20 protein-coding genes, 1 tRNA gene and 1 other RNA gene are annotated in these 18,207 nt (G+C 62.9%); 9 read left to right on the top strand and 13 right to left on the bottom strand.

Annotated elements, in window-relative coordinates; genetic code table 11:
• Positions 1 to 61 precede the first annotated feature (61 nt).
• On the bottom strand, positions 62 to 1,126 hold the full coding sequence (locus PMI40_RS05115; protein WP_008112834.1) for an SMP-30/gluconolactonase/LRE family protein: 1,065 nt from the start codon (positions 1,124 to 1,126) through the stop codon (positions 62 to 64).
• A gap of 265 nt (positions 1,127 to 1,391) precedes the next feature.
• Here PMI40_RS05115 and PMI40_RS05110 point away from each other — a divergent pair, with 265 nt between their 5' ends.
• The gene (locus PMI40_RS05110; RefSeq protein WP_008112833.1) at positions 1,392 to 2,543 is read left to right on the top strand and encodes an AI-2E family transporter; all 1,152 of its coding nucleotides are present in this window, start codon (positions 1,392 to 1,394) and stop codon (positions 2,541 to 2,543) included.
• Between the two features lie 27 nt (positions 2,544 to 2,570).
• On the opposite strand, the gene PMI40_RS05105 is transcribed toward PMI40_RS05110, so the two are convergent.
• The gene (locus PMI40_RS05105) at positions 2,571 to 3,998 is read right to left on the bottom strand and encodes a heavy metal sensor histidine kinase (RefSeq protein WP_008112831.1); all 1,428 of its coding nucleotides are present in this window, start codon (positions 3,996 to 3,998) and stop codon (positions 2,571 to 2,573) included.
• Complete coding sequence (locus tag PMI40_RS05100) at positions 3,995 to 4,666, bottom strand: heavy metal response regulator transcription factor (protein WP_008112829.1); 672 nt, start codon at positions 4,664 to 4,666, stop codon at positions 3,995 to 3,997. Before PMI40_RS05100 ends, PMI40_RS05105 begins: the two co-directional genes overlap by 4 nt.
• A gap of 188 nt (positions 4,667 to 4,854) precedes the next feature.
• Here PMI40_RS05100 and msrP point away from each other — a divergent pair, with 188 nt between their 5' ends.
• From msrP to PMI40_RS05085, 3 genes are read left to right on the top strand one after another with little or no spacing between them, the layout of a single operon-like run.
• Complete coding sequence (msrP, locus tag PMI40_RS05095) at positions 4,855 to 5,829, top strand: protein-methionine-sulfoxide reductase catalytic subunit MsrP (protein ID WP_008112826.1); 975 nt, start codon at positions 4,855 to 4,857, stop codon at positions 5,827 to 5,829.
• Between the two features lie 10 nt (positions 5,830 to 5,839).
• A complete protein-coding gene (locus PMI40_RS05090) occupies positions 5,840 to 6,469 on the top strand; it encodes a sulfite oxidase heme-binding subunit YedZ (protein ID WP_008112824.1) in 630 nt (209 codons plus the stop codon).
• A 34-nt stretch (positions 6,470 to 6,503) separates the two neighbouring features.
• Positions 6,504 to 8,213 (top strand): lipopolysaccharide assembly protein LapB, encoded by a 1,710-nt coding sequence (locus tag PMI40_RS05085; RefSeq protein WP_008112820.1) that lies wholly within the window; start codon positions 6,504 to 6,506, stop codon positions 8,211 to 8,213.
• A gap of 24 nt (positions 8,214 to 8,237) precedes the next feature.
• On the opposite strand, the gene PMI40_RS05080 is transcribed toward PMI40_RS05085, so the two are convergent.
• Positions 8,238 to 8,705, bottom strand: coding sequence for a GDP-mannose mannosyl hydrolase (locus PMI40_RS05080; RefSeq protein ID WP_008112819.1), 468 nt, complete (start codon positions 8,703 to 8,705; stop codon positions 8,238 to 8,240).
• Between the two features lie 149 nt (positions 8,706 to 8,854).
• Between PMI40_RS05080 and PMI40_RS05075 the strand changes: the two genes are divergently transcribed.
• The gene (locus PMI40_RS05075) at positions 8,855 to 9,058 is read left to right on the top strand and encodes a hypothetical protein (protein WP_008112817.1); all 204 of its coding nucleotides are present in this window, start codon (positions 8,855 to 8,857) and stop codon (positions 9,056 to 9,058) included.
• Between the two features lie 88 nt (positions 9,059 to 9,146).
• Here the strand turns inward: PMI40_RS05075 and PMI40_RS23710 are convergent, their stop codons facing one another.
• The 3 genes from PMI40_RS23710 to PMI40_RS23705 form a co-directional block, all read right to left on the bottom strand.
• Positions 9,147 to 9,290, bottom strand: coding sequence for a hypothetical protein (locus PMI40_RS23710; RefSeq protein WP_008112815.1), 144 nt, complete (start codon positions 9,288 to 9,290; stop codon positions 9,147 to 9,149).
• A 304-nt stretch (positions 9,291 to 9,594) separates the two neighbouring features.
• Positions 9,595 to 9,670, bottom strand: a tRNA-Lys gene (locus PMI40_RS05070).
• Positions 9,671 to 9,963: 293 nt separating this feature from the next.
• Positions 9,964 to 10,602 carry a hypothetical protein gene (locus PMI40_RS23705; protein ID WP_157221445.1) on the bottom strand — a complete coding sequence of 213 codons (639 nt, stop codon included), beginning with the start codon at positions 10,600 to 10,602 and terminating at the stop codon, positions 9,964 to 9,966.
• Between PMI40_RS23705 and PMI40_RS05060 the strand changes: the two genes are divergently transcribed.
• Positions 10,580 to 10,888 (top strand): hypothetical protein, encoded by a 309-nt coding sequence (locus PMI40_RS05060; RefSeq protein WP_008112814.1) that lies wholly within the window; start codon positions 10,580 to 10,582, stop codon positions 10,886 to 10,888. The two genes, PMI40_RS23705 and PMI40_RS05060, sit on opposite strands and share 23 nt — an antisense overlap.
• A gap of 38 nt (positions 10,889 to 10,926) precedes the next feature.
• Here the strand turns inward: PMI40_RS05060 and PMI40_RS05055 are convergent, their stop codons facing one another.
• The 5 genes from PMI40_RS05055 to PMI40_RS05040 all read right to left on the bottom strand — a co-directional run bounded on the left by PMI40_RS05055 (position 10,927) and on the right by PMI40_RS05040 (position 15,358).
• Positions 10,927 to 11,196 carry a hypothetical protein gene (locus PMI40_RS05055; protein WP_008112813.1) on the bottom strand — a complete coding sequence of 90 codons (270 nt, stop codon included), beginning with the start codon at positions 11,194 to 11,196 and terminating at the stop codon, positions 10,927 to 10,929.
• Positions 11,197 to 11,618: 422 nt separating this feature from the next.
• Positions 11,619 to 11,953, bottom strand: a transfer-messenger RNA (tmRNA) gene (ssrA, locus tag PMI40_RS23185).
• Positions 11,954 to 12,118: 165 nt separating this feature from the next.
• Entirely contained in the window at positions 12,119 to 12,469 is a 351-nt protein-coding gene (locus tag PMI40_RS05050) for a hypothetical protein (RefSeq protein WP_008112810.1), read from the bottom strand.
• 172 nt (positions 12,470 to 12,641) lie between these two features.
• Positions 12,642 to 14,216 (bottom strand): sensor domain-containing diguanylate cyclase, encoded by a 1,575-nt coding sequence (locus PMI40_RS05045; RefSeq protein ID WP_008112808.1) that lies wholly within the window; start codon positions 14,214 to 14,216, stop codon positions 12,642 to 12,644.
• Between the two features lie 323 nt (positions 14,217 to 14,539).
• Positions 14,540 to 15,358, bottom strand: a complete 819-nt coding sequence (locus PMI40_RS05040; protein WP_040501690.1) for a spermidine synthase — start codon at positions 15,356 to 15,358, stop codon at positions 14,540 to 14,542.
• Between the two features lie 159 nt (positions 15,359 to 15,517).
• On the opposite strand from PMI40_RS05040, the gene PMI40_RS05035 reads away from it, so the two are divergent.
• From PMI40_RS05035 to PMI40_RS05030, 3 genes are all read left to right on the top strand, one after another.
• Positions 15,518 to 16,330 carry a MetQ/NlpA family ABC transporter substrate-binding protein gene (locus tag PMI40_RS05035; protein ID WP_008112804.1) on the top strand — a complete coding sequence of 271 codons (813 nt, stop codon included), beginning with the start codon at positions 15,518 to 15,520 and terminating at the stop codon, positions 16,328 to 16,330.
• A 214-nt stretch (positions 16,331 to 16,544) separates the two neighbouring features.
• Positions 16,545 to 16,685 (top strand): hypothetical protein, encoded by a 141-nt coding sequence (locus PMI40_RS24235; protein WP_008112802.1) that lies wholly within the window; start codon positions 16,545 to 16,547, stop codon positions 16,683 to 16,685.
• Positions 16,686 to 16,803: 118 nt separating this feature from the next.
• On the top strand, positions 16,804 to 17,499 hold the full coding sequence (locus PMI40_RS05030; protein WP_008112799.1) for a hypothetical protein: 696 nt from the start codon (positions 16,804 to 16,806) through the stop codon (positions 17,497 to 17,499).
• Positions 17,500 to 17,545: 46 nt separating this feature from the next.
• Here PMI40_RS05030 and PMI40_RS05025 read toward each other — a convergent pair whose 3' ends face one another.
• Entirely contained in the window at positions 17,546 to 18,115 is a 570-nt protein-coding gene (locus PMI40_RS05025) for a DNA-deoxyinosine glycosylase (RefSeq protein WP_008112797.1), read from the bottom strand.
• Positions 18,116 to 18,207: the final 92 nt, after the last annotated feature.

Here is an 18,207-nt window from a genome sequence, read left to right as displayed (position 1 = left end):
CGCAACCTGCAAGCAAAAAAATCGCGCATCCCCGATGCGCGATTTTTTTTGCGTGGCCATCCTAGCTTGCGCCGCGCGCCTCGACATACAGCGAGTAAAGCGAATGGCTGCTGGCCATGAACAGGCGATTCTTCTTGGCGCCGCCAAACACCAGGTTGGGGCAGCGCTCCGGCAGGTGGATATGGGCGATGGCCCGGCCTTGGGGATTGAATACGCGCACGCCGTCGAGTTCGGCCGCATTGGCCTCGAGTGAGCCGTTGCTGCCCCAGCCGCACCACAGGTTGCCGTCGGTGTCGAGCTTGAAGCCGTCGATGCCTCCAGGTCCGTTGGCGTCGACCGCCAGTCGGCGCTGGCCCAGGCGGGTGCCGTTGTCGGTCAGTTCGTAGGCCCAGATCACGCGATTGGGCGTGGCACGCGACTCGTTGATGTAGAGCAGTTTTTCGTCTGGCGAAAACGCCAGTCCGTTAGGGCCGGCCAGGGTATCCGTGACCAGGCTCAGCTTGCCGCTCTGGCCGTCGATGCGATAGACCGAATGCGGCAGTTCCGAGGTCTGCTTGTCGCCTTCCCATTCGCCTGCGATGCCGAACGGCGGGTCGGTGAACCAGATCGAGCCATCCGACTTGACGATGATGTCGTTGGGCGAATTGAAACGCTTGCCGTTGTAGCGTTCGGCCAGCACCGTGATGCTGCCATCGTATTCGGTGCGGGTAACGCGGCGCGTGAGATGTTCGCATGCCAGCAGGCGGCCCTGCCGGTCGCGCGCCAGGCCATTGCTGAAGTTGGAGGGCTGGCGAAACACCGAGGTCTGGCCGGTGGCTTCATCCCAGCGCATGATGCGGTTGTTGGGAATGTCCGAAAACAGCAGGAAGCGACCATCGCCGAACCATACCGGACCTTCGACCCAGCGAAAGCCGCTGGCCAGTTGTTCCACGCCGGCGCTGAACAGGCGATATTTCAGGAAGCTCTTGTCCAGCACTTCGATGGCGGGATCCGGATAACGCTGGCTGGGCTTGAAATCGAATGCCTGCGCCGAGGCATCGAGCGCCGCGCCGGCCATCGCCAGGCCGCCCAGCAGGACGGTGCGCCGTGTGGTGTTGACGGGGTTGCCGTGATCGTGTTTGGACATGTGGTTTCCAGTGAATTCTATGTGATCAGACATCGTATAACATCTCGTGCATTCAAGGCAACATGGCAGCCGCGCCGGGCGGATTGCCTGTGGGGCGGGTTCCTCGCGCTGTCCTACAGCGTCAGAAGAGATCGGCTGATGGGGCATATTGGCGGTTTGCTCTAAGCTTTCGGTCAAGCTCAGCCGTGCTGCGGATCGTCTGCAGCCAGCGCGATGATTGCGGTCAGGGGACCGATGCGTGCTGGGCGTCATCCAAAGGTTTTCTATGCTGGGTTTCGATTTGCGCATCGCCAGGATCGTCTGGACCGTGGCCCTGGTGGCGTTGCTGTTCTTCATCACCTATACCGTCTCGGCCACGCTGCTGGTGCTGGTGTTCTCGGTGTTCTTCAGCTATCTGGTCTATCCGCTGGTGGAGCAGATGGAGCGGGTGCGCCCGCGCCGGGTGCCACGTACGGTATCGATCGCAGTGGTATTTGCGCTGGTGCTGGCCATCGTGGCAGCGGTGGCCGCCGTGTTCGGCTCGCGCATCCAGGAAGAGGCGCTGCACCTGAGCGAGCAGTTGCCGTCCCTGTTGCGCTCCAACGATATGGTTGCCCGCATCCCGCTGCCGGGGTTTGCCGAGCCGGTGCGCGAGCGCATCCTTGGCTTCCTGCGCGACCAGCTGGCCAACGGCACCGACCAGGCCATGCCGCTGGCCAAGCAGTTCGGGGTGGGCGTCATGCATGCCGCCAGCAACCTGATCTACCTGGTGCTGGTGCCGATCATCAGCTTTTTGCTGATCAAGGATGCGCCGGCCATCCGCGACGAGATGCTGTCCTGGATGAACGGCGGTAACCGTCGGCTATGGAATAACATCATCAAGGACCTCGACGTGCTGCTGTCGCGCTACGTGCGCGCCTTGCTGTTCCTGTCGATCGCCACCCTGGCGGCCTACAGCATCGCCTTTTCGCTCATGGGCGTGCCCTATGCGATGCTGCTGGCAGGGCTGGCGGCGGTACTCGAATTCATTCCCTTCGCCGGACCGCTGGCGGCCAGCGCCGCGGCCTTGCTGGTGGCCGGCTTCAGCGGCTATCCGCACCTGCTGTGGCTGGTGGGCTTCATCGTGGCCTACCGCCTGTTCCAGGATTACGTGCTCAATCCCTACCTGATGAGCGAAGGCGTCGAGGTCAGTCCGCTGATGGTGATCCTGGGCCTGCTGGCCGGTGACCAGCTGGGCGGGGTAGCCGGCATCTTCCTGTCGGTGCCGGTGATGGCGGCCCTGAAGATCATCTTCACGCGCGCCTCGGCGGCCAGAAAGGCCCGGCGCGCAGCCGAAGAACGCGAGGCACAGGCTGCCGCCGACGCGCTCGAGCAGGCGGCCCTGGCCGCGCCGCAGGCGGCGCCGACGGTGGTGCAGGTGCATATCGAAAAGCAATGACGATGTGCTGCGTGGCAGCGACCCCGGTCAGTCTGAACCGGGGAACTGCAGCGTGAACCTGATCCACCCCGGTTGCGTACATTCCACGGTCGCCGTGCCCCGATGCAATCCCATGATGGCCTTGACGATGGCCAGGCCCAGTCCGTTCGACTCGGTCAGCGCGGTGCGCGAGCGGTCGCCCCGGTAGAAGCGGTCGAACATGCGCGCCATGCTGTGCGGTAGCGCATCGGCGCTGCGATTCTCGACCACGATGCGGCTGCCGCTCGCATCGGCCCGGGCGCTGATGCGAATGGCGCCGTCGGCTTCGCCATGGCGGATTGCATTGACCACCAGGTTGCCGACCGCGCGGCGCCACATGTCGAGATTGGCGTGGCAGCTGCCGTGCGCATCGAGCACCAGCTGCATGCCGCGCTCCTCGGCCAGGCCTTCGAAGTAATCGGCGATGCGGCGCAGCTCACGCTCCAGTTCGAAATCGCTGCAATCGACCGCCAGCGTGGCATGGTCGGCCTGGGCCAGGAACAGGATGTTGTCGATGATGCGCGACAGGCGTTGCAGTTCCTCGACGTTCGATTCCAGCAGTTGCTCATACTCTTGCGGCGAACGGCGCTGGCCCAGCGCTACCTGGCTCTGGCCCATCAGCACATTGACCGGCGTGCGGATCTCGTGGGCCAGGTCGCCCGAAAATTGCGACAGGTGGGCATAGCCGGCCTCCAGGCGATCGAGCATGGCGTTGAACGATAGCGCCACGCGACGTAGTTCCTCGGGCATGCCGTCCTGTTCCAGGCGGGTGCTCAGGTGGTCCGGCGTGATGCGCGCTGCGCGTCGACTCATCTCTTGCAGCGGGCGCAAGCCGTGATGCAACAACAGCCAGCCCAGCAGCGCGGTCAGCAATACCGCCGCGGCGGCGGCCGCAACCAGGCGCCAGCGATACGAACGCATCATGCGCGCCTCTTCCACCATCACGTAGCCGGCCACGATCTCGACCGTATTGCGGCCATCGCGCTCGTTGCCCACCTCGGCCAGCGCCGCGGCCCAGCGTACCTGCACGCCATCGGCGCGGGTACTGGTAAACAAGTCGTCGGCCGACAACGGGGTGCCGACCGGCACCGCCTCCATCTCGGGCGGCACCAGCCGCTCGGGGTTGCTCTGGATGAATGGCGCCTCGCCCTGGCGGCGGAAGATGCGCACATCCTGTTCGTTGCCCATCATGCTTTCGAACAGGGCCGGGCGCTGCTCCATCTGCTGCACATTGACCAGGTCGCGCATCAGGGTGCGAAAGTGCTCGACCCGCCCGGTAAGGGCCTGGTCGGCGCGCAATTCGAGCGACTCGCGCGCGCTGCCGTACAGGTACCAGCCCAGGGCGGTGACCACGGTTGCCGCGATCAGCGCAAACAGCAGCGCCACCCGCAAGGTCAGCGGCAGGTGCCGCATCGTACCGCGCCGGGTGGCCATCATGGATGTTCCGAGAACATGTAGCCCACGCTGCGCACGGTGTGGATCAGCTTGTGCTCGAAGGGGGCGTCGAGCTTGGCACGCAGGCGCTTGATGGCGACATCGACCACGTTGGTGTCGCTGTCGAAGTTCATGTCCCATACCTGGGAGGCGATCACGCTGCGCGACAGCGCCTCGCCGCGGCGCTTGATCAACAAGTGCAGCAACATGAATTCCTTGTTGGTCAGGGCGATGTTGACGCCCTGGCGCGTGACCTTGTGCCGCACATGATCCAGTTGCAGGTCGGCGATCTGGTAGACCTCGGCTTCACGCTGCACGCCCCGGCGCAGCAGGGTGCGGATGCGCAATACCAGTTCGGTGAACGAAAACGGCTTGACCAGGTAGTCGTCGGCGCCCAGTTGCAAGCCTCGGATCCGGTCGTCGACATGGTCGCGTGCGGTCAGGAACAGCACCGGCAGGTCGCGCCGGGCGCGCAGCGCACCCATGACCTGCCAGCCGTCGAGGCCGGGCAGCATTACATCCAGTACCACCAGGTCGTAGTCGTTTTCGAGCGCCAGGTGCAGGCCATCGGTGCCATTGCGCGCCAGGTCGACCGCATAGCCGGATTCGCGCAAGCCTTTTTTCAGGTAGTCGCCGGTCTTGGGATCGTCTTCGATTACGAGAATGGCCATGCGTCTTCTTCGAGGATGAGAGAGAATCGAGCATCATGAAAGCAATCGCCGGATTCTAGCAACCACACCGGTTTTGTTCATGACAAAATTGTCATCAGAATGCCATCCGGCTGTCACCGTGTGGTCCCTAGCATGCATCATGTCAGCAAGGCCGTTGCCTTGCACCAACCCTGTTCGATGGAGCCCCCATGCTGATCAAGATCCGTCCCGACCAGATCGAGATTCCCACCGCGTCCGAAATCACCCCGCGTGAGATCTACCAGGCGCGCCGCAGTTTCATGGGGCGGGTGGCCGCCGGTGCGGCCCTGGCCGGCCTGGGTGGGCTGGGGGCGGTGGCCTCGGCGTTTGCCCAGCAGGGCCGAAAGTTGCCGGCCAGGTTGAACAATGCCTACGCGGTGATGGAAAAACAGACCGCCTACAAGGACGCCACGACCTATAACAACTTCTACGAGTTCGGCACCGACAAGTCCGATCCGGCCAAGAACGCCGGCACGCTCAAGACCAGCCCGTGGACGGTGTCGATCGAGGGCGAGGTCAAGAAGCCGTTCACGCTGGACCTCGATGCACTGATGAAGCTGGCGCCGCTGGAAGAACGCATCTATCGACTGCGCTGCGTGGAGGGGTGGTCGATGGTGATCCCCTGGATCGGTTATTCGCTGTCGGCGCTGCTCAAGAAGGCCGAACCGACCGGCAATGCCAAGTATGTCGAATTCGTCACGCTGGCAGACAACAAGCAGATGCCGGGGCTCAACGACCCGATCCTGAAGTGGCCCTATCGCGAAGGCCTGCGCATGGACGAAGCCAATCACCCGCTGGCCTTGCTCACCTTCGGCATGTATGGCGAAGTGCTGCCCAACCAGAACGGCGCGCCGGTTCGCATCGTGCTGCCGTGGAAGTACGGTTTCAAGTCGGCCAAGTCGATCGTCGCCATCCGCTTCCTCAAGGAAGAACCGAAGACCGCCTGGAACCTGTATGCCCCGCAGGAATACGGTTTCTATTCCAACGTCAATCCCAACGTCGACCATCCGCGCTGGTCGCAGGCCAGCGAACGCCGCATCGGCGAAGACGGCTTCTTCGCCCCCAAGCGCAAGACGCTGATGTTCAACGGATACAACGACGTGGCCAGCCTGTATACCGGCATGGACCTGCGCAAGTTCTACTGACGGAGCGGCGATGCCATTAGCTCCGGCCTGCGTACGCAATCTTGGACCGCGCACCGTCACCGCCATCTGGTGGTTGCTGCTGCTGCTGGCGGCCACGCCCCTGCTGCGGCTGCTGGTGCTGGGTTTGACCGGCGGCCTGGGCGCCAACCCGCTCGAGGCGATCACCCACGGCACCGGCGACTGGACCCTTTATCTGCTGTGCATCACGCTGGCCATCACTCCGTTGCGCAAGTTGACCGGCATCAACTGGCTGGTGCGCATGCGGCGCATGGCAGGCTTGATGGCCTTCCTGTACATGGCGCTACACTTCACCGCCTTTGTCTGGTTCGATCATTTCTTCGACCTGGCGGCGATCTGGCGCGACATCGTCAAGCGTCCTTTCATCACGGTAGGCGTGATCGCGCTGGTGCTGACCATCCCGTTGGCCATCACCAGCACCAACGGCATGGTGCGCCGGCTGGGCGGCAAGCGCTGGGCGCAGCTGCACCGCCTGATCTACCTGATCGTGCCATTGGGGGTCTTGCACTACTGGTGGGACAAGTCGGGCAAGAACCTGATTGCCCAGCCGCTGCTGTTTGCGGTCATCGTCGGCGTGTTGCTGGCGCTGCGACTGCTTTGGCGCCGCCGCGCCGCGGGATGAGACAATAGCGCGGTTCGCACCCGATCGCACCGCCATGAATCCCACCGAATCGCTCCGACAGGCCCACCAGCTGTTCCAGCAGGACCAATACTCCCAGGCCGAACAGATCCTGCTGGCATTGCTGCAGGATACCCCCGACCAACCCCAGGCACTGCACCTGCTGGGCAGCGTGGCCGCCGCCCAGCATCGCTTCGACGAGGCGGCACTGGTGTTGCAGCGCGCCCTGCGCGGCCTGGCCGCCGATGCCGAGCAGAGCGTGGCCGTGCGCTACCAGCTGGGGCGGGTGTTCTTCGAGCTGGGGCGTCATGAAGACGCCTTCCTGCTGTTTCGTGCCCTGATCGAGTCGGGCCAGCAGCGTGCCGAGATCTTCCTGGCTGCCGCGGCCGCCCTGCAGGCACTTGCCCCGTCGGGGCGCAACGACGGGCAGGCACTGCAACTGATCGAACAAGCCACGCGGCTGCAACCCGAACTGGCCGATGCCTGGCATCGGCGCGCCATGCTGCAAGAGCGTGCCGGGCAATTCGACAGCGCCCGCCGCAGCATGGCCCAGGCGTTGCGCCTGGATCGCCAGCGCGCCGGTTACTGGCTCGATGCCGGCCTGATCGAACATGCCGACGGCATGTTCGAAGACGCCCTGCGTTATTTCGACGAAGCATTGATCGTCGACCCCGAACTGACGGATGCCCACGTCAGTCGCGGTACCAGCCTGGCACGCCTGCGGCAATACGAGCAGGCCATCGACAGCTACCGACGCGCACTGCGCCTGGCACCGGACGACGCCGATGCCAAGGTCAACCTGGCACTGTCGTTATTGATCATGGGCCAGTGGCAGGAGGCCTGGCCGCTCTACGAATGGCGCTGGGAAGGGCGCGGCGCCGACCCCTACCGGCATGCCGGCATCCCCGCCTGGAACGGCGCCAGCCCGCTGACCGGCAGGCGCCTCCTGTTGTGGGCCGAACAGGGCCACGGCGACACCATCCAGTTCTGTCGTTACGTGCGGCACATGGTCGACGCCGGTGCGCAGGTCGTACTGGAAGTACCCGCCAGCCTGAAGGCGTTGATGCATACCTTGTCGGTGGCGCAGTCGATCGACATCGTCGGCACCGGCGAGCCGCTGGCTGGTGTGCAGTTGCAATTGCCACTCATGAGTTTGCCGCTGGTGTGCAATACGCAGCCCGATTCCATTCCTGCGGCACCGTCCTACCTGCAGGCGGATGGGGCGCGCCGCGCCGCATGGCAGACCGGCATCGATGCGCTGTCGCCGGCCGCGGCGGGGCGTTTGCGGGTAGGCGTGGTGTGTTCGGGCAATGCCGGCAATACCAACGACCGGCGCCGATCGATCGAACTGCAGCGCTTCGCCACATTGGCGCAGGCGCGCCCGGATGTCGATTTCTTCGTCATCCAGCCCGATCTGCGCGCTGCCGACCATGCATGGCTGCAGATGCAGTCCCAATCGCGTTGGCACTGGCTGGGCGAGGGCATTGTCGACTTTGCCGACACCGCCGCCGCGCTTGCCTGCATGGATTTATTGATCAGCGTCGACACTGCCGCCGCGCACCTGGCAGGCGCGCTGGGCATGCCGGTCTGGATTGCCTTGCCGTTCGCCCCCGACTGGCGCTGGAGCCTGAATCGCTTCGATTCGCCGTGGTACCCCGGCGCGCGGCTGTTCCGGCAGCAGCAGGCCGGGCAGTGGGACGACACGATGCTGGCGTTGCGGGCGGCCTTGGCGGTGTGGTGTCGCTAGCCCGTGCCCTGGCGGGGGTCCGCCTCAAAGTCGATTAGGCGCGTCCGCTTCGAAATAGTGGCGGGTGTTCTGATGCACCAGCGGGCTGTTCATCAACTCATCGATTGGCCACCAGCGCAATTGGGCATGCTGGTCATCGGCCAGGATGGCGTAGCCGGGCGCCAGCGTGCAGGCACAGCCCAGCGCCACATAGTGGGTACCCAGATGGTCGCGGCCAAGTGCATTATCGGCATAGAAATGGTCGTACGCGCCCAGCAGCGTCCAGGCTTGCGGGATCACCCCCAGTTCCGATCGGGCGACGCGGTGCAGCGCCGACTGCAAGCCCTCGTTTTTTCGAATACGCCCACCTGGCACGAACCACATGCCCTGCGCCGGACGGTTGCGGCGCAGGCCGAGCAGCACCTGGTCGTGGTCGTTGCGGATGACCAGGTCGATCGATACCAGCGGTGTTGCGCCAATGACCAGCGCGAATTGATTGTCGTCGAGATGCATGCGTTGTCCTGGAAATAACAAGCGCACGGGGAGACCCCCGCAGCGCCCGCTTGCTCGAATAGTTGCGAGTTTTCGTGATTTTTACTTGCCTTCTGGAAATGTCGGAGTATATTTCCATCAGGAAAATAAAATAATTCATGGAGACGAACATGCGTACCTATTTGCCCTGGGTCCTCTGCGCGATGGTCCTCTGCGGTTGCAGCAGGTCACCGGCGGAACAGTTGGCCTACCAGCACGCCGAAGAGCAATCCCAGATCAATCGCGACAACTTCGAGCGCTACCGGCAGGCCCAGGAAGCGGGCGAGGACCGGACATCGGCGCCGGTGGTGCTGACGGCGCGCGGCAGCAACTAGAGCGGCAGCAGGTGGGCGAGCTGATGCACCAGGTGCGACGCGGCCTGATAGAGCGAGACGAGCATGATGTTCTCCTGTCGGGATTCGGTTAGTGAAGGATGCCGCTGAAGGCGTTCATGAGCTGGAAGACGAATTCATTGTTGGCACGCATGATGCCGCGGGTAGCGGCTTCGGCGCCGGCAGATGCCAGCAGGGTGATAGCGGTGACGAAGTAGAAGCAATAGATACGCATGGCTGGCTCCAGGGGTGAGGGTGGTAATGCATTCGGTATGGGTGCATCTTGCCCCTGGCTGGTTACCGCGGCATTTCAGGTCTGGCCATTGATGTTTCAGTTGAAGCTTGTCGGCGAAAAGCCGTCGAGTGCGGCAAGCGCCGCCCGGTGAACAAGCGGGCGGCGTTTTTTTGTACATCGCAGATTTCCCGGGAATGCGGCTTTGATCGACCGGGTGGAGTCGGCAACGAAACAGCGCAGCCGCCGGACGAAAAAAAAGCACCGCGATCGCTCGCAAGTGCTTGATTTTCTACCTACTGAATTCTGGTGGGGCGTCACAGATTCGAACTGTGGACCTACGGATTAAGAGTCCGCTGCTCTACCAACTGAGCTAACGCCCCGTGCTGTACGTGCTGCTGTACTGCAAGAGAGGTCGCATTATAGGTAGGGTTTTTTATCTGCGCAAGCTCTTTTTTAAACTTTTTTAATTTTTTCATTCGGCGGTTGTGGATCGGGCCGATGTTCTTTGGGGGACGCGCTTGAGCAACGGTGTTTGATCTCGTCACAAACGCTCGGTACGGCCACGTCATGTGGTGGTGCAAAGATGTATGGGTCACGGCAGATCGTGCCGCACCCTGAAGCCAGGCAACGGCTTGTAGAAGGAATTATCGAAGACCTGCGCCGATCGCTACGCTCAGAAGATAACGACCGGACCTGACGCCGCGCGCTGGATCAATGGCGTGTGCTGACCGGCTGCGGGGGTCGAAAAATCGACACCGTTGGTGCACACGCTGGTGACCACGGACAGGTTGTCGTGGTCCTGGGTCAATTGGCAGGTGGTCGTGACGACCGCCGATACGGTGAGCGCTTTCGATGACGTGGATGCGTCGGCAGGGCTGATCCAGCCTGCTGCCAGGCAAAGGCAGATTGACGTCGTGATCATTTTGAAAGTTTTCATGGCGCACCATAAGGAAATCCCTGAGATGTACTTTATTTCCTTGGGCCAATGTTGTGCATCAGGATTTATCTGATTGTGTATCATTTGATTTTCAGTTAAGTCCGTCGAAGTCGGGATGTATCGCATGCGCGGCGCCTTGGTTACCGTTGACTGCCCGATGGGCTTGCGCCGGGCAGCGATGCCGCCGATCCTGCTCGGGGATAGGGATGCCAACTCGATAAGTCCTTGACCTTCCAACATTTGCAGGACTAAGGTGGTTACCGGAGTTAGTTGTCTCGCAGGGCAGGGGGCGACGACACGAGGGGGCGGCGCGGTCGGCGGCCGGTTATGACTTAGAAAAGGTGCAATGCTCATGAAGAGAACGACGCTGGCCATGGCCATTCTTGCTTTATTCGCCGCTGACGCGCATGCCGATTCGATCCACCTGGAGGACGATATCGCCTGCGACAGCACGCAGGTGCAGCAGGCACGCGTGCGATTGACACGGGTCATCATGACCACCGATAACGAACAGGCCAAGGATCAGGCCACGCGCGAGATCATCGAAGTCACCAAGCAGCATTGCGTGCCGCTCACCGGCATCTTTACCGTCCATAGCCGCACGCAAGGGCTGGTGAAGGTGTCCACCAAGGACGGGGTGGATCTCTGGCTGGTCGAGTAAGCCCGGATCTCGCCCGGCCGCGATGCCTTGCCGTGGTGCTAGGGCAGTTGTCCGTGCGCATGCTGGAAATCGTTCCAGCTGATGCCGCCAAGCGTGAAGGCGCTCACGAATGATTCGCAGCGGTTGATGCCATAGGCGATGGCCACCGCCTCGGTGGGATAGAACCCGGTCGCGATCGATTGCGAAAACACCAGGTCGCTGCCACGCATGATCCTTATCCCATCCAGCGACCACCCGCTTTCCCGTTGCGTGTACTGCACCTGGTAGAAAAAGCTGCCATCGCTTCCGGTGGTGTCGTAGGTAGGCATTGTGCCTTCTTCGCTGGTGAAGAACTGGGGCAAAAAAAGCCCCCCGTACCGAGGTGTGTGAGGATGGGGCAGGGGGCTCGAGTCCGGCTCGCGCCGGCTAAATGCATGCAGGGTCAACCGCATCGCTTTCACGGTAGCGCACTTATCGGTGGGGGCTCGTGCGGTAGCGCACGTAATGACAAGAAATAACGGTAAAGAATAACGGCAGGCGAGCTCGGCCAAAGGCGCTCACGGCGGCGACCGGGCCGTCGACGATGGCGGGCGGCCATCCGCTGCGCATGCAGTGCCAGGCCACCCCGCCCCGCCCCGCCCCGCCTGTGCGGCAGCGGCCCATGATCATTGCCCCCAGTCTACAGGTTGCACCCTCTACGGTTGTCGACTATGAAGACGTCCGAAGCCTTCGCCTACGCTCGACATTTCTCTCGCTGCTAACGATAGAGACGTCCGGCCTTTCTGTTCCCAAGCCTTCTTGCGAAGGGGCCGGATACTCGGCTTAACGACTATTAGGTGCCGTAAGCAACGAATTGCGGTTCATTTGCAATTATGGATTTGCGCTATTTACGTCGGTCGCCTGACGTGGTGTGTCTCCGGATACTTGTCGCCCTGTCGAAACCAGGTCACCCCCTTCAGATGGAGGAAGGCAGCCGAGCGCCCCTTCCCGCATTTGGTGGAGGTGGGGGGAATCGAACCCCCGTCCAAAACGATTTTCGCCTTCAAGTGCGCGGCCATGCCGCATACACCAATGCTGTATTTATGTCCGCGGCGGCAGCTAAGTTCCATCGGCCCACGTCATTGCGCCGGGCAATGGTTTCATCGCGTCGGCCAAGCGATCGCCTGTCCATGAAAAACACCCCATGCCCGGAAAATTCCTGGCATGGGGTGCGGTCTGGCTTGATGCGACCAACCGTGCAAGCTGCCTTGATCAGGGCTTGTCGGTTGTGGTTGATGGTTCTTGCTCTGTTTCGGTTTTCGGTTCAGCCCGGGTTTTCATTTCAGGCTTCAGGCGCGACGATTGCTGCTTGCCCAGTTCGACGAATGCGCCCAATGCCTTCTTGGTGCTTTTCGAATCTGGGCCGAGCGCACCGCGCAGGAATTCGGCGGTGAACTGCTCGCGCCGAAGTTGCTCCTCCGTCGCCGGAACCACGGGGGCGGTCGGCTTCAGGGCCGATTTGGCCGGTGCTGCCTTGCTTGGATCTTTCTTCGTTTGTAACTCTTCAACGGTGTCATTGAAGTGGGCGCTGGGTGCTGCGCCACTAGGGCCGACGTTGGCCATGTCTGGTCTCCTCATTGTCAGGAATTATTGGGCCGCATGCAATGCGGCTGACAATGAGTGGCTGGCCAGCACCGCTGGTTCCGCTATGGCACCGCAGCCGCCTGGGGCGCCATCCGGGATGGCAGCGTCCGGATGCCGGTTCGTCAGGCCGATCGCCGCCACCGGCGTGGGCTCAGTCGGCTTGTTCCGTCAGGAACAGCCCCTCCAGCCCATCCGAGGCGGGAAATGCCCGAAACGAGATGCGGTCGCGGCCCTGGTGCTTGGCCACGTAGAGCGCCTCGTCGGCCACTTCGATCAGGTCGCGCGGGGTGATCGTCAGGCCGCCCGGCGCCGTCAGCGATGCCACGCCGACACTGGCGGTGACGATGCCACCCACGCCGTGCGCATGGGTGATGCGTTGCTTGCGCAGACGCGCCATCATCGCCTGGGCGATGCCCAGGGCGCAGCTGCTGTCGCAGTCGGGCAGGAGCACGGCAAATTCCTCGCCGCCGTAGCGCGCCACCACGTCATGCTTGCGTTGCGCCGCATGGGACAGGGTCGCGGCAACCTTTTGCAGGCAGACGTCGCCGGCGGCATGGCCATAGGTGTCGTTGAACATCTTGAAATTGTCGACATCGACCATGATCAGCGACAAGGTACCACCCGTACGGCCAAGCCGCGCCAGCTCCGAATGCAAGGCCTGGTCGAAGTAGCGCCGGTTGAAGACGGCGGTCAGGCCGTCTTTCTGTGCCTGTTCCTCGAGCGCCTGGTACAGCTGTTCCAGCTCCTTGCGGGCGCCCACCGCATCGCGCTCGGCGACCTCGCGCCCCCGCACCTGGGCCACCATCCTGGCGCCGCCGTAGCACAGCACCAGCAGCAACAGCGCCACTCCCAGCGCGCGTGCCCACACGTGGCTTCGCCACTCCGCCAGCACTTCGTTCCTGGACATGGCCACCACGACAAACAGGGGATGGTCGGCCAGGTGCTGGAAACTCTGGATGCGCAGGATGCCATCCTGCACCGAGCGGATCTCGACCTCGCCCGAAACGTGGTGCCGGACGTGGTCGCGGAACAGCGGCGAATTGTCCAGGCGCTTGCCGATGCTGTCGGGCAATAGCGGGCGCCGGTGCAGGATCGTACCGTCGAGGTTGCCCAGCATGATGGCGCCTTCGCGCCCGATGTCGAAGCGTTCGTAGAAACGTTGCAGGAAGGCCAGGTCGATGGTGCCCAGCACCACGCCGCCGAAAGAGCCGTCGATCTTGTTGATGCGCCGGCTGATGGTGAGGATCCATTGCCCGTTGGACTTGCTGCGGATCGGCTTGCCGATGAAGGGCTTTTCCGAGCGGTGATCGCGGTGGTAGATGAAATAGTCGCGGTCGGCGTTGTTGAACCGGGTTTCCAGTGTCTGCTGCGAATTGACGATCCAGCGCCCGTGCTCGTCGTAGACGAACAGGCCCGCCAGTTGCGGCAGGCTGCGCACGCGCATCACCATCATGTCGTGGGTACGTTCCAGCCCGGCGCCGGATTGGCCGTCGCGCTCAAGCCGTTCGAGCAGGCCCAATAATACGATGTCGACTTGATTGAAGGTCTGGTCGGCATGTTGTGCCAGCGCCATGGCCACATTCGAGGTGGCGCGCGTCGACTCGGCCAGCTTGACGTCGCGCTCGCGCATGGCCGACCAGGTCTCGAGCAGCGCGATGACGACGCATACGGTCACGACGAAGATCTTCGCCGTGTTCGAAGCACCGTTCTTGGAAAGTCCAAACATCGAGTCCACCCTATCAGGAGATACGGTATTGTTCTCTCATAAATAGAGGCTTGGTATCAGGAATAACCCTGCTTTTGCCGCAAACCGCCCGGGCGTGCGGGCATTCCGCATCCGGTCGTATCGCTGCCGTGCCGTTGCCTGGGAATGGGGCTATCGGTCGGGCAGATCGAGTCTGGTCGAGTCGGTCGATGTGCCCCGGGAAACGACACTGCCTGCGAACTGCCGTCACCGGTGTCGGCGGGCGGGCCGTCATCGAATATTGGCAATGCGCCAACATCCGCCCTGGGAGCCATCGGTTGGGGCAGGCGTGCCGGGCCAGGCGCCTACAGCGCGCTCTTGATGCCGTTGACCCAGGACTTGGCCGGCAGGCGGGTGCTGGCCTCGATCAGTGCGGCGCGCGCATACAGCGTGGGAAAGTCGAACTGCTGGCGTTCCTTGAAGGCGATCGCCACCACATTGCCGTCGTGTACCTCGGGTAGCGAGATCACCGTGTCGAAGGCATATTCCATGGCCCGCAGGTTCTTGGCGTAGCTGGGGTGGTCGCCGAACAGGTTGACCGTCATCACGCCACCCGGTGCCAGGCTGGCATGGCAGGCCTGGTAGAACTCCGGGGTGTCGAGCACCGGACCGCGTGCGGTGGCGTCGTACAGGTCGACTTGCAGCGCATCGATGATGCCGTGCCGGGCTGCGTGCAATACGAAATCCATGGCGTCGCTTTCGATCAGCATCAGGCGATCGTCGGCCGGCGGCAGCTTGAACATGCTGTGGCAGATATCGATCACGGCCGGGTTCAATTCGACGGCGCTCACCTGCGCCTGCTCGAAGTGCCGATACGAGAACTTGGTCAGCGCTCCGGTACCCAGGCCGAACTGCACGATGTGGCGCGGCGCCTGGTTGAACAGCATCCAGGCCATCATCTGCTGGGCGTATTCGAGTTCGATCCAGTCGGGCTTGCGAATACGCATGGCGCCCTGCACCCATTCGGTGCCGAAGTGCAGGTAGCGCACGCCGTCCAGTTCGGACAACGTCACCGGTGCGAACTTGGGTTTGCGTGGCTTGTTGGCATCCGCTTCGAGGCGACGGCGATTGGGACCGGCCTTGGTATTGGCCTGGGCTTCGATGGATTTTCTGCGGATCAGCATGATGTGGGACAAAAGGGCGGACAGGGCACGCGGGTGCGCAATGATACCGTGCTGCCGGTGGCGACTGTGCATTTAGCGCATAAGCACATGCGGATTCATTACTTCTGTGCTGCGCGGGCGCCGTGTGACCATGCTGTCCTCATTCAACCCGGGGACATCATGCAATTCGCTTCCATCGCCAAACTGGCCACCGCACTCACGCTGGCACTGAGCCTGGCACCACAGGGCGCGCTGGCGCAAGAAAAGAACAAGGTCAAGGTCGGTATCTCGGTGGGCAGCGCCGAAGCCATCTTCGACGTGGTCAAGAAGGTCGCCGCCCGCGACGGGCTGGAGATCCAGACCGTGGTCTTCAGCGACTACCTGCAACCCAACGCCGCGCTGGCCGCCGGAGACCTCGACGCCAACGCCTTCCAGCACCAGCCTTACCTCGATAGCCAGGTCAAGACCCGCGGCTACAAGATCGTGCCGGTCGGCCTGACCATCACCGCGCCGCTGGGAATCTACTCGAAGAAGTACCGCGCGATCGACCAGTTGCCCAATGGCGCCGCCATCGGAATCCAGAACGACCCCTCCAACGGCAATCGCGCCTTGCTGCTGCTGCAGAAGGCCGGCCTGATCAAGCTCAAGGCCGGCGCCGGTGAGAACGGCGTCAACGCCACCCCGCTGGACGTGATCGACAATCCGAAGAAGCTCAAGCTGGTCGAGCTGGACGCGGCGCAGTTGCCACGTTCGCTGGACGACCTGGCCGCAGCCTCGATCAATAACGACTACGCCTTCAAGGCCGGCCTGTCGCTGCAGAAGGACACCATCGCCGTGGAAGACCCGCGTGGGCGCTACGCCAACATCATCGCCACCCGCACCGACGACAAGGACAAGCCGTGGGTCAAGAAGCTGGTCGATGCCTATCATTCCGACGAAGTGCGCAAGTTCATCGAGACCGAGTACAAGGGCTCGCTGGTGCCGGCGTTCTGATGGCGGCCTGCCCGGATGAGGCGCGCCGCGCATCCCGGGTAGCCGGCAGGATTTGACGATGGACCCTGCGCAGGCAGGGGTTCCAGCGCGCTTGGCATCGCTTCGGCCTGGCCCCGGCGGTGCATTGGCGACCAGCGCCGGCACCGCAAGCGGTGCCAGGCAACGCCACCGAATCCCATTCCCGGCACGGCCCAGTCGTTATAAACTGCGGGCCATGCTAAAGACACTCATCTTCTGCCTCAAGCTGGCGATCGTATTCGGCGGCATCGTCCTGTTCGGGCGGGCTATCCAGTACCTGATCTTCAATGGCGGATTCTCGGGTGAGTTCTACGACTACCTCTTCATGCGCAAGTAACGGTTGCCGCCCAGCGTGACCGGGCCGCCCCGTTCATCGATGTTATGCTCGACCGGCAATTTCCCCCGCACTTCCCATCGCAGTTCAACATGCAGGACGAACCTGAGGATCCAAGGCAATGAGTCACATCCACTTCATCGGTGGCGAAAAAGGCGGTGTCGGCAAATCGCTGGTCGCCCGTGTGTTGGCCCAGTACTTTGTCGACCGCAATATCGCATTCAACGGTTTCGATACCGACAAGTCGCATGGCGCCTTGCTGCGGTTCTACGGCGACTTCTCGGCGCCGCTGGCGCTGGACCAGCACGACAGCCTGGATCCGCTGATCGAGCGCGCCCTCGAAGACCCGCAACGTCGCATCCTGGTCGACCTGGCGGCACAGACCCAGCATGCGCTGGCGACCTGGATCGAGGATTCCGGCGTGCTCGATTTTGTCGCCGAACAGGGCATCACGCTGACCTGGTGGCACGTGATGGACACCGGGCGTGACTCGGTCGACCTGTTGCGCCAGTGGCTCGACCAGTTTGGCGGGCGTCTCAAGCTGGTGCTGGTGCTCAATGAAGTGCGCAGCGACCGCTTCGATATCCTGGATGCCTCGGGCCAACGCGAACGGGCCGAGACCCTGGGCGCGAGCGTGATGTCGCTGCGCCGCCTGCCGGACGCCACCATGCTCAAGATCGACCAGCAGAGCGCCAGCTTCTGGGCCGCCCTCAATCACCCCGACCGCGCCACCGCAGGCCTGGGCCTGATGGAACGCTCGCGCGTGAAGGTGTGGCTGAACCGGGCTTATGCCGAGATCGACAAGCTGGGGTTGTAGAAATCCCGGGTAACGATGATGCCGCCCGCTGGTCTGGCCGGCATGTTCAATCCTGGGTGGCAGGCAGGTTCGCCAGTGCACCCCATGACGCCAATTTCTGGCTGTAGGAAAGCGATGCATGCGCCGGGCTGCTCGACGGCAACAGCAGGATCCGGTAGTCGCCGGCACGTCCACCCAAGGCTTTCATCCCGATCTTGGCGGCCGTGCCGCCATTGAAGGCAATCGTCCTCAGGTCGGGCAGGGTATCGATCAGCGTGAGCAGGTCATTTTGTGCAGCGTCGCGGATCTCGCTGTCCAGGCTGCCGATGCGCCGGGCGTTGGCGATCACATCCCATAGGCCGATGCGATGCGCCAGCAGCGTCGCCAGGCGTGTCGGATAGTCCAGCTCGACCAGCGCCACGCCGATCGCATCCCCCACCAGTCGCCAGAAGTTGTTGCGCGGATGCCCGTAGTATTGGCTGGCCGCCAGTGATGCCGCCCCCGGCAGGCTGCCCAGTATCAATACCCGGGTGTCGCTGGCCACCACCGGCGCGAAGCTGGCCAGGAGTGGGTCGGCGGGCGTGAAATCGACCGGTTTGCGGCGGGATGCGGAAGAGCTGGGTGAACGGGCGGCCATCTGGATCGGTTTCGGATGAAATTAATTACATGCAGTGCGCCCGGCAACACATCGGGCGACAATACGCCACGATGTTAGCGCACCTGCGCCGA

Origin of the sequence: Herbaspirillum sp. YR522, assembly GCF_000282575.1 — a bacterium.
Classification (GTDB): domain Bacteria; phylum Pseudomonadota; class Gammaproteobacteria; order Burkholderiales; family Burkholderiaceae_D; genus Herbaspirillum.
This window is presented reverse-complemented; position numbering and strand designations above follow the sequence as displayed.